This is a genomic window from Candidatus Zixiibacteriota bacterium (genome assembly GCA_035574315.1).
In the GTDB taxonomy this organism is placed as follows: Bacteria; Desulfobacterota; Binatia; order UBA9968; family UBA9968; genus DATLYW01.
Genome location: DATLYW010000047.1, coordinates 27,343 through 43,220, shown reverse-complemented (window position 1 = coordinate 43,220; position 15,878 = coordinate 27,343). Strand labels below are relative to the sequence as shown.

The following is a 15,878-nucleotide window of genomic DNA, read 5'->3' as shown; positions in this document are numbered from 1 at the left end:
GCGATCGCAGCGGCGGGGCACGGGCACCGCCCCGGCGGGCGGGACGGCGGATCTCTATGGACTTCAATCTTCCGGAAGAGCTTCAGGTTCTCAAGGAAACCGTTCGGAAATTCGTCGACCGGGAGCTGATCCCGCTGGAGCGGGAGTGCCGCCCCGAAGGCGAGGAGATGCCGGCGAAGTATCTCAAGCCGCTCCAGGAGAAGGCCAGGGCGATGGGGCTCTGGCTTCTCGACGTGCCGCAGGAATATGGCGGGGCCGGGCTGGATCTCCTCAGCCGGTGCGTGATCATGGAGGAGGTGGCGCGAACCGTCGCGCTTCCCTTCCGCTACGCGACGATCTTCGGGCCGGAAGTGCGGCCCGTGCTCTTTCACTGCAACGAGGAGCAGAAGGAGCGCTTTCTCTATCCGGTCATCCGCGGCGAGAAGCGGATCTGCTTCGCGCAAACCGAGCCGGACGCGGGCAGCGACCCCGCGGGGATGAAGACGCGGGCGGTCCGCAGCGGCGATCACTACATCCTGAACGGCACCAAGCGCTTCATCACCGGCGCGAAAGACGCCGATTACGCGCAGGTCATCGCCGTCACCGATCCGGAGAAGCGGGCGCGCGGCGGCGTGACCTGCTTCATCGTCGACATGAAGTCGCCCGGAGTGACGCTCGAGCGGCTCTGGCCGACGATGATGGGCGACACGCCGGGGCAGATCCTGTTCGAGAACGTCCGGGTGCCGGCCGAGAACGTCATCGGCGGGGAGGGGCAGGGTTTCGCGATCGCCCAGAAGTGGATCCAGGAAGGGAGGATTCGCGGGCACGGCGCCCGCCCGGTGGGGATCGCCCAGCGGGCGCTCGACATGATGATCGAGTACTCGAAGGTGAGGACCACCTTCGGGCAGCCGCTCTCGGAACGCCAGGCGATCCAGTTCATGATCGCCGACTCGGCCATGGAGATCCATGCCTGCCGGCTGATGGTGTACGAATGCGCCTGGCGCCACGACCGCGGCGAGGACGTAAGGCAGCTCTCGTACATGACCAAGATCATGTGCGCGGAGATGGCGAGCCGGGTGGTCGACCGCTCGATCCAGGTTCACGGCGGCATCGGCCTCACTCGCGACCTGCCGCTCGAATGGTGGTACCGGCAGGTCCGCAGCATCCGGATCACCGAAGGGACGCCCGAGGTGTTGCGATGGCGCCTGGCGCAGCATCTGATCAAGAACCATAAATCGGGATAGCGATCCGGCCGATCCCGGCCTTGCCGCCCGGCATCCGTCTCCTCGACTCGACTCTCCAACCGGCGCGCTCGCAGCCGATGGCTGCGCGGCCGGGAGCGGAGGTGATCACGGCCGAGCGGCGAAACGGCGGTCTCGACGCTTTCCCCGCTACGGGCGGCACGATGGCCGAAGAGCCGCCGCGGCTGCCGGCCCGGCTCCGACTCCGAACCGAGCTCGAGAGATTCGCGGAGATACGACGAAAAAAAACCACCGCGTTGCCGCCGCGAGGGAGCATCGGGCTGGCGGCAGCGCGCTGGCTGCGTGACGGGAGGGCGCCATGTTCGCGAAACGGCTTGCGACCACCGTGCTCCTGCTTTCGATCGCCGGCCGGCCGGTTGCCGGCCTCCCCCAGGAGAAGGTCAAGCTGAGGGTCAGCTCCGCGACCAAGACGCTCGGCTACGGCCCGCTCTGGATCGCCCGGCAGATGGGCTTTTACGAGCGGCAGGGTCTGGACGTCGATCTCGTGGTGATCCGCAGCTCCGACGTCGGCATACAGGCGCTCGCGGGTGGCTCGCTGGAGATCGCCGGCAGCGCCGCCGATGCGCCGATCGCGGCCGTCGAGAAGGGACTCGACCTGGTCTTGATCGGCGGCATCATCAACGGGCTTACCCAGTCGATCATGGCGGCGAAGCGGTTCAAGACCTACAGCGACCTTCGCGGCGCGACCTTCGGCGCGATCAGCCTCACCTCCGGCGTGACGTTCGCGCTGCGCCAGGTGCTGAAGGCCAAGGGGCTGGAGTATCCGCGCGACTACAGGCTGCTGGTGATCGGCGGCTCGCCGCAGACCTACGCCGCCCTGACCTCGGGCCAGATCGACGCCGCGGCGCTTTCGCTGCCGCTCAACTACGCCGCCGAGGAGCTGGGGTTCAACGAGATCGGCAGGTTCGTCGACGTCATCCCGAACTACCAGCTCGCCTCGTTCTCGGTGAAGCGCTCCTGGGCGGAAAAGAACCCGGGCGTGCTGGTCCGGTTCGCGAAAGCGATGGCGCTCGCTTTCCGCTGGATCCACGGGAACAGGGAGCCGGCCGTCGAGTTCCTCGCCCGGGAGATGAAGCTCAAGCCCGAGCACGCCAGGCGGGGCTGGGAGTTCTACACCGCCAACCGCGTGTGGCATCCCGACGGCGACCTCAATCTCGAAGGGCTGCGGGCGGTCGCGCAGATCTATTTCGAGCAGACGCAGGGGAGGAGCGCGGCGCCGAACGTCGCCAGGTACGTGGATCGGAGCTATCTCGCCGCAGCGTTGAAGGAGCTGAGGTAGGCGGAGGATGCGGCGCCGCGGGCGAGCCGGCAGGCGCAAGAGCCAGCCGGGGCGCGCCGGCGACCGCGAACCGGCCGGAAGTCTCTTGCATAATTTCGTGCACGAACTTATAAGTCATCCATCACATCCGATGGATCTCCGCTGAGTGGAAAGTCCCCCCGACAGTTTTCAAACCGAGCGGCTCGAGCTGCGAAAGCCCGTGATGGAAGACGCCGAGGTCATCTTCGAGGCGTACGCGCGCGACCCCGAGGTGACCCGGTATCTCACCTGGCGGCCCAACCGCAGCGTCGAAGAGACGCGCGAGTTCCTGCGCGACTGTCTTGCGGCGTGGAGCGAGAGACGCTCCTTTCACTGGGTGATCGTGCGCCGGCGGGACCGGCGGCTCATGGGCATGGTTACGGCACGCGTCGACAAGCACAAGTGGGAGCTGGGCTACGTTCTGGCGCGCCCCTACTGGGGCCGGGGCTACATGACCGAAGCGGTCAAGGCGGTGGTCGCCTGGGCGATGGCGCAGCCCGAGATCTACCGCGTCTGGTCGGTTTGCGACGTCGACAACCCCGCATCCGCCCGGGTCATGGAAAAGGTCGGCATGAAGCGCGAGGGGCGGTTGCTGCGGTGGTCGGTGCATCCCAACATCAGTCCCGAGCCGCGGGACTCCTACTGTTACTCGATCGTCAAATAAACGAGTCGTTCAAACCGTTCAAGCCGTTCAACCGCTGACGCTCCGCTCAAGCCGTTGCCGTGCAGAGCGCGGCAGAAACGCAAGGCGCCGGACCCTGAACTCGGGATGCGGGTGAGACCGCATCGAACCTGGCGCTCCTGGCGCGGCCGGGGTTTTTTCTGCTCACCGCTGACGGCTGCCTGACTCCAAAGCCGGAAGCGGGAACCACAAACTGGAAACTCAAACAGGATGGCCGTTTGGCTTGGGCCCGCCATTTGTTGTAAAAGGCCTTAGCTATACACGAGGGAGGCGTCGATGAAGCCGTTACGGTTCGGGTCCCTTGTCGGATGGCTGCCGGCGGTCGTGGTCCTGGCGGTTCCGGTTGCGGCGCCGGCAGCCGACAGGCTGAACTTCATCTACACCGCGCGCGTGATGTCGCAGTCCTATCCCTGGGTCGCCCAGGAAGCGGGTCTCTTCAAGAAATACGACCTCGAAGTGCCCATCATCTTCGTCACGGCGGGAGCGCCCGCGGTCGCGACGATCCTGACCGGCGACAGCGAGCTGACCCAACAGGGCGCCGCCGGGCTCACCCGCGCCTTCGTCCAGGGCAATCGCGACATCGTTTTCATCGGCGGCGTCAAGAACATCCTGACGCACAGCATCGTCGCCAGGCCCGACGTCAAGCGCCCCGAGCAGCTCAAGGGGAAGAAGATCGGCGTCTCCCGCATCGGCAGCAACCCGCACTACTTCGCCGTCCAGGCGCTGCGCCATTTCGGCATCGACAGCCGCGACGTGAGCTACATTCAGGCGGGAGGCGCGCCGGAAACGCTCGCCGCGCTGCTCGCCCGGGGAATCGACGCTGCGGTTCTGACCGTGCCCACCGACGCGCAGGCGCTCAAGATGGGCTATCACTACGTCGTGTACGGCCCCGACCTCCGCATCGCCTACGCCGCCACCACGTTCAACACGCGGCGGTCGATCATCGCCCGGCGGGGGCCGGTGATCGCCCGGTTCATGCGTGCGATGGCCGAGGCCGCGAAGATCATGCACACCGACCGTGAGTTCGCCTACCGCGTGTTGCAGAAAAACCTGCGCATCGACGACCGCAAGCTGCTCGAGGCGAGCTACAACGTCGAGATCAAGTCGCTCGAGCCGCGGCTGGCGCTGCGGCTCGAAGGGCTGCAGTCGACGCTGGACGAGATCGCGCCCATCGATCCCCGGGCGCGCTCGGTCAGGCCCGAGGAGATGGTCGATGCCCGCTTTCTCGACGAGATGGAGAAAAGCGGCTTCATGGAGCAGCTGTGGAAGCGATAGGGCCCGAGCGCTCCCGGGCCCCTTCGGGCCCCGGAGCCCGGGAAGGAGAGAAAGATCCGTGCCGCTTGCCGCCCTGAAGGACGCCGAGATCTATTACGAGGAGCACGGCGCTGGGGAGCCGGTCCTGCTGGTGCCGCCGTCGTGGTGGCCGTGCGACACCTGGAAGGTGGGCGTCGTCCCGGCGCTGAGCCGGCGCTACCGCGCGGTCATCTTCGACTGCCGGGGGGCGGGCCGGAGCAGCGCGCCCGAAGACGGCTATACGGTCGATCAGTTCGCGCGCGATGCCGTCGCGCTGCTCGCCCGCCTCGACATTTCGCGATGCCACGTCGTCGGCTTTGCGCTCGGCGGGCAGATCGCGCAGGCGATGGCGCTGCTGCGCCCGGCCCTGGTCGCCAGCCTCGTGATCGCCGCCGCGGGCTCGGGCAGCCGGTCGGTGAGCGGAACGGCCCGCCCGGCGAGCCGGGACGAAGCGAGCGAGATCCGCGAGCGCGGTTTCGAGCGCTTCATCCGCGGGCACGTGGAGAACGACCACATGGCGTTCGGGCCCCGGTTCTTCCGCGAGCATCCGGAGACGGTCAAAGCACTGTCGGATGCGCTCTGGGAGCGTCAGGGGAGCCCGGAGCTGTTTGCGCGCCACGCGGCGGCGCGGCGGACGTGGGACACGCTGGCGAACGCTTCACGCCTGGCGGTGCCGACGCTGGTTCTTTGCGGGGCCGAGGACCACGTCGACCGCGGCGGCAGCACGCCAGCGGACACCGCACGCCGGCTGGGGGAGACGATTCCGGGCGCCGAGCTGGCGCTTCTTCCCGGCGTCAAGCACATGACGTTTTGGGACGGGACTCGAGCGCTCGAGATCCTCCAGGATTTTCTTGCACGGCATCCGATATAGGCGCTTCGCTCCGGTTCAGGGTGTTCAAGGGTTCAAAGGGTTCAAAGGTTCAGAGGTTCAAAGGTTCAAGGGTTGAAAGGTTCAAGCGGATCAATCGCTGACGCTTGGTTCGAGCGGTTCGTGCCGGTCTTCGGTCTCCGGTCCCCGGTCCGTATCGAGGGCGCTTCGCTCCGGTTCAGGGTGTTCAAAAGTTCAAACCGTTCAAAGGTTCAAGGTGTTCAAAAGTTCAAGGCGTTCAAGGGTTCAAAGGCTCAAGGGTTCAAGCGGATCAGTCGCTGATGCTTGGTTCGAGCGGTTCGTGCCGGTCCCCGGTCTCCGGTCCTCGGTCCGTACTATGCGAACGTCGCCGTGGCGGTCATGGCGGGCCGGCCTTCGGGATCGACGGCCCAGAGAACCGCCTCGCGCCCGCCTTCCCGCGGCAGGCCGGCGATCGTGAAATTCCCCGTGTCGTAGATCTGGCGCACCGATCGGTAGGCGAACGATCTCATCTCGCGGCCGGGAAGCTCCGCGCGGCACATCTCGATCAACAACTGCGATACGAGGGTCCCCTGGACGACGAGGCCGGGCAGCTTCTCGGTCCCGGTCGTGTAGCCCCGGTCGTAGTGGATCCTGTGGCTGTTGAAGCGGATCGCCGAGAAGCGAAACAGCAGCACGGGATCGGGCTCGACGGTCCGCGTCCACGCCGGCCGCCCGGGAATCTCAACGGCTAGGGGCGGGGATTTCTCCGCCCGCGACTCGCTGAGAAAGACCAGATCGCGCTCCTCGACCACGGCGAGGCCGAGGCCGTTCGAGATCCGGTTGCGCTCGACGACGGTTACCGCCGCCCCGTCCTCGTTCTCGTCGATGCGGATGTCGGCGATCTCGGTGACTCGGGTGATCTCGTCGCCGATCCGCAGGGGCGCGTGGAAGGTCGCGCGCGTTCCGCCGAGGCGCCGCCGGGGAAGCGGGATCGGCGGAACGATGCCGCCGCCCGCAGCCTGACCGTCCGGCCGCATGCGGGAGCGGCGGTGCAGCGCGGGGAAAAACGCGCCGTACCACCCCGGCGGGATCGGCGCCCCTTTTTCCAGCGGCGGCTCCTCGACGTCGAGCGCCGCGGCGATCTTCGACATCGCCGACGCGGTGACCACGTCGGCCGCGGTCTCGCTTTTTCCGATGTAACGCTTGAAGGCTTCGAGCGGCTCGGTCACGGCAAGGCCCTCCCTTCGCGGCGGATGCGCGAGCCTAGACGCGCCGCCGCGGGCGAGTCAAGAGGGCGGGCAAGCGTGTGGCGATTGAGTTTGCTCGCGCGGTTGCGGTAGAAAGGAAACACAGCCGCACCGTTCGGCGCAAACTTCTCCTGGAGGAAACCGTGTCATCCCGAAAACCTTATCGGCTGCCGGCCACGGCGACGCCCGAGCGCTACGAGCTACGGCTGACGCCGGATCTCAAAGCCAGGCGGTTCGCCGGGGAAGTGAAGATTTCGCTCGTCGTTCGCGAGCCGACGCCCACGGTCACGCTCAACGCTGCGGAGCTGGAGCTGGGGGAGGTCGCGATCGCGGGGCCGGAGGGACGAACGCTGGCGGGCCGGACGGCGCTCGACGCCGAGAACGAGCAGGCGACGCTGGAGTTCCCCGAGACGCTGCAACCTGGCCGATGGGAGCTGCGGATCGGCTTTCGCGGAACCCTCAACGACAAGCTGCACGGCTTTTATCACAGCACGTACCGGGACGAGCAGGGGCGGGAGAAGTCGCTCGCGTGCACGCAGTTCGAGTCGACGGACGCGCGGCGGGCGTTTCCCTGCTGGGACGAGCCCGCCTTCAAGGCGGTCTTCCAGGTCACGCTGGTGATCGACGAAGGGCTGACAGCGATCTCCAACACGCGCGTCGTGCGCGAGAGGCCGCTTCCGGAAACGGGTAAAAAGGAGGTGGTCTTCGCCGACTCGATGAAGATGTCGACCTACCTGGTCGCCTTCATCGTCGGCGAGCTGGAGGCGACGGAGCCGGTCTGGGTCGGGCCGGTGCCGCTGCGCGTCTGGTCCGTTCCCGGCAAGAGCCGGCTGGGGAGCTTCGCGCGCGAGATCGGCCGCTTTTCGCTCGAATACTTCAGCCGCTACTACGATCTTCCCTATCCGGGCGACAAGCTGGACCTGATCGCGATTCCCGATTTCGCCTCGGGCGCGATGGAAAATCTCGGGGCGATCACGTTTCGCGAGACGGCGCTCCTGGTCGACGAGGCCAGGGCGACGCGCGCCGAGCTGGAGCGGGTGGCGGACGTGGTCGCGCACGAGAACGCCCACATGTGGTTCGGCGATCTCGTCACGATGCGCTGGTGGAACGGCCTCTGGTTGAACGAGGCGTTCGCGACGTTCATGGAAATGATGGCGGTCGACGCCTGGAAGCCCGAATGGCGCCGCTGGGAAAGCTTCACCGCATCGCGGGCGGCCGCGATGCAGGTCGACGGCCTTGCGAGCACGCGGCCAATCGAGTTTCCCGTGGAGAAGCCCGAGGAGGCGGCGGGGATGTTCGACGTGCTCACGTACGAAAAAGGGGCATCGGTGCTGCGCATGCTCGAACAGTACCTCAAGCCGGAGGTGTTTCGCGACGGCATCCGGCTGTACCTTCGCCGCCACGCTTACGCCAATGCGGAGACCACGGACCTCTGGGACGCCCTGGAGGAAGCCGCGCGGCTGCCTGCCCGCGCCCTGATGGACAGCTGGATCTTCCAGGCGGGATATCCGCTGATCGCGGTGAAACGCGACGGCGGCGAGCTGGTTCTTTCACAGGAGATCTTCCGCTATCTCCGCGACGGCGATGTCGACCGGAAGTGGCACGTCCCGGTGTTCTTGCGGTTCGGCACGGCCGCCGGTACGGTCGAGCGAACCTTGCTGCTGACCGATCGGAGCGCCCGGGTGGAGCTGCCGGCGGAGGCCCGGTGGGTGGTAGCCAACGCCGGTGCCCACGGCTTCTACCGGGTCCGTTACAGCGGGGAGCTCGCGGCCTGCTTGAAAGCAGGGCTGCGCGACAAGCTCTCGCCGGCGGAGCGGTTCAATTTCTTCAACGACGCCTGGGCAATCGCCCTGGCGGGCATTACGTCGCTGGAAGACTACCTGAGCCTGCTCGAGCTGCTGGCGGGGGAGACGGACCTGAACGTCTGGACCACGATCCTGATCGCGTGCCATCAGCTGAACCGCATTCTGGAGGACGACCAGGTGGCCGCGTTCCGCGAGCGGCTGCGTCTCGTGCTCGGCCCTGCGGTCGAGCGGGTCGGCTGGTCGCCCAGGGACGGGGAGAGCGACCTCGACCGGCAGCTTCGCGCGGACCTGATCGGCGCTCTCGGCGTACTGGCGGACGAGCGGAGCTGTCAGGAGCGCGCCCAGGAGCTGTACTCCCTTTACGAGCAGAACAGCGAGGCTGTGGAACCCAATCTGGTCCCCGCGCTGCTCTCGATCGTGGCCCACACGGGCGGACTCGGGGAGTACGAGAAGTTTCGCGCCAGGTTCAAGAGCGCCCGGACGCCGCAGGAGGAGCAGCGCTATCTCTTTGCGCTGGCCGGATTTCGCAGCGCGGAGCTGATCGAGCGCACGCTGGAATTGACGCTCAGCGGCGAAGTGCGCACGCAAAACGCTCCCTATCTGATGCGCAGCCTGCTGTTGAACCGCGACGCCCGCGAGCGGGCGTGGCGGTTCATGAAGGAGAACTGGCAAAGGATGATCGACCGCTACCCCGACAACTCGATTCCCCGGATGTGCGAGGGCGTCGTCGCGTTGTCGACCCCGGATCTCGAGGCCGACGTGCGCGCTTTCTTCGCCGCCCATCCGGTGCGGCAGGGCGCCAGGCAGATCGAGCAGCATCTCGAAAGACTGCGGGTCGCGGTGGCGGCGCGAGAGCGCTGGAGACGCTCGCTCGTGGGCGAGAAATCGCCTTGACAAGGCGAAGCCAAGTGTGGTTTAAGTTTTGCATTCCCGCCAAGCCGTTGTTTTAGCTACGTTCCAAGGAGGAGCAGGATGAAGGAAACGACCAACCATGTATGCGCAACCTTGAGCGCTGCTGTTTTTGCCGCGATCGCGGTCGGCTGCGCGTCGGTCCAGGAGCAGCCGCGAGCCGCGGCCACGGCCGCGCCGCAACAAAAGGCCACGGCCGAGAAGGCGGAGCCGAGAAAAGCCAAGGCAAAGGCGGTGGAAGTCGAGGGAGTGATCAGCGACGTGGGCCAGCGGACCATCACGTTCCAGACCGAGCGAAAGGGCAAGGTGCGCCAGGAAGTCGTCGGAGTGGACGAAAAGACCAGGATCGAGAAAGGGGGCGCCGCCGTCAAGCTCAAGGACCTCGAGGTCAGCGACAAGGCGCTGATCAACTACGAGCCCGACGCCTACACTCCGGCGCTCGCGATCAAGGTAACGGGAAAAGGGACCCTGAAGAAAGTCGGAGGCGACGACTAGCGCTTATCGCGCTCCCAGCGATCGCCGCCCACGATATCGAGCCGGAAGCTGCTGTCGCTGCGCAGCACCCTGAACGAGATCCGCTCCCCCGGACGCTTTTTCCAGATCTCCTGGTAAAGCTGCCGGCGCGAGCGGATCTCGACGTTTTCGACCCCGAGAATAATGTCGCCTTCGCGAAGCCCGCAGCGCTCGGCCGGTCCTCCCGGTACCACGCCACCGACCACGATATGGCCAGCCATCGGCTGGGGGTAGAAGCCGAGCCAGGCCCGCTTGGGCCGGCTGATCACCCGGCCGTACTGCTTGAGCTCCTGTTCGTAGCGCAAGTAATACTCGATCGGAATCGCGAGCGTGAACTTGCCGATAGTGCTGAGATTGAGCGACACCACGCCGATGAGCCGGCCCTTGAAATCGGCGAGCGTGCCCCCGCCGAGACCGGGATTGACGGCGGTGAGGCAGATGGTCTTGTCCAGCATGTACTCCCAGTGGCCGTCGTACGGCTCCATCGAGGTGATGTAGCCGCCGCCCACCTTCCGCTCGTTCTGTCCGTTGCTCGCGACGATCACCGCCGCCTGGCCGAGGGTGATCGACTCGGGCGGCGCGGCCTTCAAGCACGGCAGGCTCCGCGCCGGGATCCTCACCAGGGCCAGGCCGGTTTCCGGGTCCAGCCCCGCGATCTCGCCGGGATACTGATCCCCGTCCACGAGGGTGACCGTGATGGCGGTCGCTCCGGAAACCACGTAGTGCACCGTCAGGATGTAGCCGTCGGAGTCCACGATCGTTCCCGAGCCCTGCCTCTCCGTCCCCAGGTTGCGTGCCGACGGATGATCTTCCGGTATCGAAGCGTGCAGGTCGGCTGTCGCCGGCAAAATGGAATGAATCAGACCCAGATGGCCGTTCACGGGTTCGCCTCCAAAAGCTCGCTGACCTCGGCGCCGCCGCGCGCGCCTGCCGGTGCTCCGCCGCTGAAGAGCTTCCCCTGCCAGGTGTTCCGGCGGTCGAGCTCTTCGTGGATGGCGTTGAGAACGCCGATCTTGTCGACCGACCAGTCGGGCGCGACGGTGATGGCCCGGTAGGTTTCGCCGGTCAGGCGGTGGATCACGATTCCCGGGTCGAGCCGCTCGAGGAAGTCGGCGACGAGCGAGACGTAATCGTCGCGCGAAAAAAGACCGAACAGCCCTGCCCGGTAAAGCTTCGCAAGCACCGTATTCTCGATCACGTGCAGGTTGTGGAGCTTGACGCCGTCGAGCCGCAGGCGGTTGAGCAGCGCGGGCGTCTGCAGCATCTCCTCCCGCGTTTCGGTGGGAAAGCCTAGGATCAGGTGCGCACAGACGCGCAGGCCGCGCTCCTTCGCCCGCCCGACCGCGTCGACGAACTCGCGCAGACCGTGCCCCCGGTTCACCCAGCGCAGGGTGCGTTCGTGCATCGATTCGAGACCGAGCTCCAGCCAGAGATAGGTCCGGCGCGAGATGTCGGCCAGAAGCGCGAGGACGTCGTCCGGAAGGCAGTCGGGACGCGTGGCGACGGCGAGGCCGACCACGCCCGGGAAATCCAGGGCCTCCCGGTACAGACGCTCGAGCCGGGCTGCGGAATCGTAGGTGTTGGTGTAGCTCTGGAAATAGGCGATGAATCGCTCGGCGCGGTGGCGCGAGCGGAGCGCGGCCGCCCCCTTCTCGAGCTGCTCGGTGACCGACGTCCGCGGGCGGTAGGCGGGCGCGGTGTGACCGGCGTTGTTGCAGTAGATGCACCCGCCGACGGCGACCGTCCCGTCGCGGTTCGGGCAGGTAAAATCCATCCTCAGCCCGATCTTGTAGACTCGCGCCGAGAACGTGCTCTTGAGCACCCGGTTGTAGGAGTTGTAGCGCTTGCCGCTCCAGAGCTCCTTCAGGGCGACCGGAAAATACATGACGCGATCACACAAACCGTTAACAAAAAGCATGTCAATACTCAAGCTGCAGCGTTCCCGGAAAGCCGTCGCCGGCGGCGGCGCCGCCTGCGGAAGTGGCGGATAAATCATGGAGTTTCGTCGCTCGCAGCTTGACAACCGGCAGAAACCCCTATATTCGTATGTTACCGTCTGGTTCAGCCCATCCGCCGATGAAGATTCCTCTCGAGGAGATCACCGAGTCCGCCAAGGAGATCAGGTTTTCCGAAACGATCGGTGACCTGAACGACATCTACGAGCGGGATCAGGTGCGCGATTTCCGTTTCCCGCCCGCTCTCGACGTTCACCTGGTCTACTACAGGTCCAGCGAGGAGATCTTCTTTCACGGCGCGTTCCGAGGCGATTTCGAAGGGTGCTGCAGCCGCTGCCTGGCGAGCTATTCGTTTCACCTCGAGCAGCCGTTCGACTTCATGCTGGCGCCGAGCGCGTCCCGCTCGGAGGCCAAGGTGGAGGAGCTGCGCCCGGAAGACATGGGCCTCAGCTACTACTCGTCGGGCGAGATCAACCTGGCGCCGCTGATCAAGGAGCAGGTGTTGCTCGCACTGCCGACCCGCCCGCTGTGCGGGGAGGACTGCCTCGGTTTGTGCGACGGCTGCGGCGCGAATCTGAACCGCGAAGCCTGCACCTGCCAGAGCTCGGGTCGCGATCCCCGAATGGCGGTTTTCCGGACGCTCAAGATCAGCCGCTGACTCGCCACTACAGCCGGAACGTTTTTGGAGCCCCGCACAGGCGGAGAAGAAGATAAACAGGAACAAGACTATGCCGGTACCCAAGAGAAGAACCTCCAAACGGGTCAGAAACCAGCGCCGCGCGCACGACGCGCTGACCAAGCCGCAGTGGAGCACCTGCCCCAACTGCGGCGAGACCGTGCTGCCGCATCGCGTCTGCCGCGCGTGCGGCTTTTACCGCGGCCGGGCCACCATCGAAACCGAACAGAGCTGAACGACCTCTCCCTATGCCGGTGATCGCTGTCGACGCGATGGGCGGGGATTACGCTCCCGGAGTCGTGGTGGAGGGAGCGCGGCTGGCCCTGCTCGAGTACGGCGCCGAGATCGTCCTCGTCGGGCAGAAAGAGGCCGTCGACGCGGAGCTGGGGCGGTACCCCGACGAACGGTCGCGCTTGCCCGTGGTTTCCGCCCCTCAAGTCGTGGCGATGGACGAGTCTCCGAGCAGCGCCATCCGGAAAAAGGAGTCCTCGCTGAAGATAGCCTTCGAGATGATGAAGCGGGGCGAAGCGCAGGCCGTCGTCAGCGCGGGCAATTCGGGCGCGATGATGGCCATCGGGATGTTCGTCGTAGGAACCCTGCCGCAGGTGGCGCGCCCGGCCATTCTCGTCGTGGTGCCGAGCGTGGGCAAGGGAGTCGTCATCATCGACGCCGGCGCCAACGTCGACTGCAAACCCCGCCAGCTGCTCCAGTTCGGGATCATGGGGGCGGTTTACGCCGAGGAGGTGGTGGGCATTCCGCGGCCGCGCGTCGGCGTCCTCAGCAACGGCGAGGAAGAAAGCAAGGGCAACGAGCTCACTCGGGCCGCGAGCGAGTTGCTGGCGGCCTCCGGGTTGAATTACATCGGCTACGTCGAGGGGCGCGACCTGTTCAACGGCAGGGTGGACGTGGTGGTCTGCGACGGCTTCACGGGCAACGTCGCCCTCAAGACCATGGAAGGGCTCGCGGGCTTCGCGGCGGGCGTGCTGCAGGGGGCGTTCGAGAAAAACCTCTTGAGCAAGATCGGTTACCTTCTGAGCCGCGGCCCGCTGCGCGAGGCGTACCGCCGGCTCGACTACGCGGAATACGGCGGGGCGCCGCTGCTCGGTCTGAACGGCGTGGCGATCGTCGCTCACGGCGGCTCGAGCCCGCGGGCGATCAAGAATGCGATCAGGGTCGCCGGCGAATCGGTGTCGCACGACGTCAACCGGCGCATCGGCGAGGCTCTCGCCCGGATCATGGAAGGCGAGAAGCAGGAAGGCCAGCCGCCGCGTGCGACGTTGTGGCAAAAGCTGAAATCGAAAATCGAGAACCTCGGCGAGCGCGCCCTGGACACCGCGCGGGAAAAGGAGAAGGAACGTGGCGGATAGCGGCGCGGTGGCCTTCGTTTTTCCGGGGCAGGGCTCGCAGTACGTCGGCATGGGGAAGAAGCTCTGCGAGCGCTTCCCGGTCGCGAGGCAGGTCTTCGCCGAAGCGGAGGATGTCCTGCGCTTTCCCCTGACCCGCCTGTGCTTCGACGGCCCCGAGGCCGAGTTGAATCTGACGGAGAACACGCAGCCGGCGATTCTCACGGCATCGATCGCCGCGTTGAGGGTGCTCGAGTCCGAGACGGATCTGAGGCCCCGTTTTGCCGCGGGGCACAGCCTGGGCGAGTACAGCGCGCTGGTGGCGGCGGGGGCGCTGGCTTTCGCCGACGCGGTCCGGGTGGTGCGGCAGCGCGGGCGGCTCATGCAGGAGGCCGTTCCGCCGGGGGCCGGCGCGATGGCGGTCCTGCTCGGCCTGGACGGGGAGACGGTGCAGGCGGTTTGCGAGCAGGCGCGTAACGGCGAGGTGGTGGCTCCCGCGAACTACAACGGCGGCGGGCAGATCGTCATCGCCGGGTCGGCGGCCGCGGTCGCCAGGGCGGCGGCGCTGGCGCGGGAGCGGGGAGCGAAAAGAGTTCTCGACCTGCCGGTGAGCGCTCCTTTCCATTGTGAGCTGATGCGGCCGGCGGCCGAGGGGCTTGCAAGGGTCCTCGCCGACGTCACGATTCACCCGCTCGCAGTCGGCGTGCTGACCAACGTGGAGGCGGAGGTCAATTTCGACGCCGCACGAGTGAAATCGCTGCTCGCCGAGCAGGCGGTAAAGCCCGTCCGCTGGGAGGAATCGGTCCGGCGGCTGGAATCGCTCGGAGTTTCGCGCGTGATCGAGGTCGGCCCGGGGCGGGTGCTGCGGGGGCTCGTCAAGCGGATCAGCCCGGCCGTCCGGGCGGAGGGCTTCGAGCTTCCCGAGGATCTCGCCAGGCTGGCGGGAGGGGGCGCGTGACCCTCAAGGACCAGGTGGCCCTGGTGACCGGTGCCGGCCGCGGCATCGGCCGCGCCGTTGCGCTCGCCCTGGCGCGGGAAGGCGCGTACGTGGTGATGAACTATCGCGGCAACCGGACAGCGGCGGAGGCGGCGCTCGCGGCCGTGAGCGCGGCGGGGGGTCGCGGCGAGCTTTGCCCGTTCGACGTTTCGGATGCGGCGCAAGTCGACGAGGCGGTTAAGAAAATCGTTGACCGTCATCAAAAAATTGATATTCTAGTCAACAACGCGGGGATAACCTCCGACAACCTGTTGGTTCGAGTCAAGCCGGACGAGTGGGAGCAGGTTATCGGCACCAACCTCAGGGGCGTCGTCTTCTGTACCAAAGCTGTTTGTCGGGTCATGATTCGCCAGCGGCGGGGGCGAATCATCAGTCTGTCGTCGGTTGTCGGGCAGACCGGGAACGCGGGACAGTCGTTGTACGCCGCGTCCAAAGCGGGCATCATCGGCTTCACCAAGGCGGTGGCGCGGGAGGTGGCAGAACGCGGCATCACGGTCAATGCGGTCGCTCCTGGATTCATCGAGACCGAGATGACCGGCGCTCTCCCCGAAAAGTTGCGCGCGGAGTTTTTGCGTTCGATCCCGATGGGACGGTTCGGTACTTGCGAAGAAGTCGCCGATTTAGTTACATTTCTGGCCGGGCCCGGGGCGGCCTACATCACGGGCCAGGTCATGAGCGTGAACGGCGGACTTTACATGTAAGGAACGGGAGCAGGAGGTGAAGCAAATGGCGTCGTCTGTTCAGGCCAGGGTGAAGGAGATCGTTTGCGAGCAGCTCGGGGTGAGCGAGGAGGAAGTGACCCCGGAAGCCTCCTTTATCGAAGACCTGGGGGCGGACTCGTTGGATATCGTCGAGCTGGTCATGGCTTTGGAGGAAGAGTACGAGATGGAGATATCCGACGAGGACGCCGAAAAGATAAAAACGGTCCAGGATGTGATCACCTACATCGAAAGCCATCGCTGAGGCGGCTTTCGGTGACCGAAGGGCGGCGCAGAATTCGCCGGCGCGCCGTCTCTTCGATCGGGTGGGATCGCAGGAGCTGCACGGCCTCTCAGAGCCCTTCTCCTGCGATTTTCTTTATTGAAGGGGCC

The 15,878-nt window shown here is 66.2% G+C and carries 16 protein-coding genes; 13 read left to right on the top strand and 3 right to left on the bottom strand.

Annotated features, from left to right (window positions below):
• The first annotated feature begins 56 nt into the window (after window positions 1-56).
• The 5 genes from VNN77_15915 to VNN77_15895 all read left to right on the top strand — a co-directional run bounded on the left by VNN77_15915 (window position 57) and on the right by VNN77_15895 (window position 5,384).
• Window positions 57-1,223 carry an acyl-CoA dehydrogenase family protein gene (locus VNN77_15915; protein ID HXG52884.1) on the top strand — a complete coding sequence of 389 codons (1,167 nt, stop codon included), beginning with the start codon at window positions 57-59 and terminating at the stop codon, window positions 1,221-1,223.
• 316 nt (window positions 1,224-1,539) lie between these two features.
• Window positions 1,540-2,520: an ABC transporter substrate-binding protein gene (locus tag VNN77_15910; GenBank protein ID HXG52883.1), complete on the top strand. Its 981-nt coding sequence runs from the start codon at window positions 1,540-1,542 to the stop codon at window positions 2,518-2,520.
• A gap of 145 nt (window positions 2,521-2,665) precedes the next feature.
• Window positions 2,666-3,202 (top strand): GNAT family N-acetyltransferase, encoded by a 537-nt coding sequence (locus tag VNN77_15905; GenBank protein HXG52882.1) that lies wholly within the window; start codon window positions 2,666-2,668, stop codon window positions 3,200-3,202.
• A gap of 294 nt (window positions 3,203-3,496) precedes the next feature.
• Window positions 3,497-4,495 (top strand): ABC transporter substrate-binding protein, encoded by a 999-nt coding sequence (locus VNN77_15900; protein HXG52881.1) that lies wholly within the window; start codon window positions 3,497-3,499, stop codon window positions 4,493-4,495.
• 58 nt (window positions 4,496-4,553) lie between these two features.
• Window positions 4,554-5,384 (top strand): alpha/beta fold hydrolase, encoded by an 831-nt coding sequence (locus VNN77_15895; GenBank protein HXG52880.1) that lies wholly within the window; start codon window positions 4,554-4,556, stop codon window positions 5,382-5,384.
• A gap of 332 nt (window positions 5,385-5,716) precedes the next feature.
• On the opposite strand, the gene VNN77_15890 is transcribed toward VNN77_15895, so the two are convergent.
• On the bottom strand, window positions 5,717-6,571 hold the full coding sequence (locus VNN77_15890) for a MaoC family dehydratase N-terminal domain-containing protein (protein ID HXG52879.1): 855 nt from the start codon (window positions 6,569-6,571) through the stop codon (window positions 5,717-5,719).
• 161 nt (window positions 6,572-6,732) lie between these two features.
• Here VNN77_15890 and VNN77_15885 point away from each other — a divergent pair, with 161 nt between their 5' ends.
• Window positions 6,733-9,288 (top strand): M1 family metallopeptidase, encoded by a 2,556-nt coding sequence (locus VNN77_15885; protein HXG52878.1) that lies wholly within the window; start codon window positions 6,733-6,735, stop codon window positions 9,286-9,288.
• A gap of 78 nt (window positions 9,289-9,366) precedes the next feature.
• A complete protein-coding gene (locus VNN77_15880) occupies window positions 9,367-9,798 on the top strand; it encodes a hypothetical protein (protein ID HXG52877.1) in 432 nt (143 codons plus the stop codon).
• Here VNN77_15880 and VNN77_15875 read toward each other — a convergent pair.
• Together VNN77_15875 and VNN77_15870 are read right to left on the bottom strand one after the other, a co-directional pair.
• Window positions 9,795-10,697 (bottom strand): trypsin-like peptidase domain-containing protein, encoded by a 903-nt coding sequence (locus VNN77_15875; protein ID HXG52876.1) that lies wholly within the window; start codon window positions 10,695-10,697, stop codon window positions 9,795-9,797. The two genes, VNN77_15880 and VNN77_15875, sit on opposite strands and share 4 nt — an antisense overlap.
• Complete coding sequence (locus tag VNN77_15870; protein HXG52875.1) at window positions 10,694-11,701, bottom strand: TIGR01212 family radical SAM protein; 1,008 nt, start codon at window positions 11,699-11,701, stop codon at window positions 10,694-10,696. Before VNN77_15870 ends, VNN77_15875 begins: the two co-directional genes overlap by 4 nt.
• Window positions 11,702-11,892: 191 nt before the next feature.
• Here VNN77_15870 and VNN77_15865 point away from each other — a divergent pair, with 191 nt between their 5' ends.
• From VNN77_15865 to acpP, 6 genes are all read left to right on the top strand, one after another.
• Window positions 11,893-12,429 (top strand): DUF177 domain-containing protein, encoded by a 537-nt coding sequence (locus VNN77_15865; protein ID HXG52874.1) that lies wholly within the window; start codon window positions 11,893-11,895, stop codon window positions 12,427-12,429.
• A gap of 70 nt (window positions 12,430-12,499) precedes the next feature.
• Window positions 12,500-12,682 carry a 50S ribosomal protein L32 gene (gene rpmF / locus VNN77_15860; GenBank protein HXG52873.1) on the top strand — a complete coding sequence of 61 codons (183 nt, stop codon included), beginning with the start codon at window positions 12,500-12,502 and terminating at the stop codon, window positions 12,680-12,682.
• Window positions 12,683-12,695: 13 nt separating this feature from the next.
• The gene (plsX, locus tag VNN77_15855; GenBank protein ID HXG52872.1) at window positions 12,696-13,814 is read left to right on the top strand and encodes a phosphate acyltransferase PlsX; all 1,119 of its coding nucleotides are present in this window, start codon (window positions 12,696-12,698) and stop codon (window positions 13,812-13,814) included.
• Window positions 13,804-14,748 carry an ACP S-malonyltransferase gene (fabD, locus tag VNN77_15850; GenBank protein HXG52871.1) on the top strand — a complete coding sequence of 315 codons (945 nt, stop codon included), beginning with the start codon at window positions 13,804-13,806 and terminating at the stop codon, window positions 14,746-14,748. Before plsX ends, fabD begins: the two co-directional genes overlap by 11 nt.
• Window positions 14,749-14,762: 14 nt before the next feature.
• Window positions 14,763-15,488 carry a 3-oxoacyl-[acyl-carrier-protein] reductase gene (gene fabG, locus VNN77_15845; GenBank protein HXG52870.1) on the top strand — a complete coding sequence of 242 codons (726 nt, stop codon included), beginning with the start codon at window positions 14,763-14,765 and terminating at the stop codon, window positions 15,486-15,488.
• A 25-nt stretch (window positions 15,489-15,513) separates the two neighbouring features.
• Window positions 15,514-15,750: an acyl carrier protein gene (gene acpP, locus VNN77_15840; GenBank protein ID HXG52869.1), complete on the top strand. Its 237-nt coding sequence runs from the start codon at window positions 15,514-15,516 to the stop codon at window positions 15,748-15,750.
• Window positions 15,751-15,878: the final 128 nt, after the last annotated feature.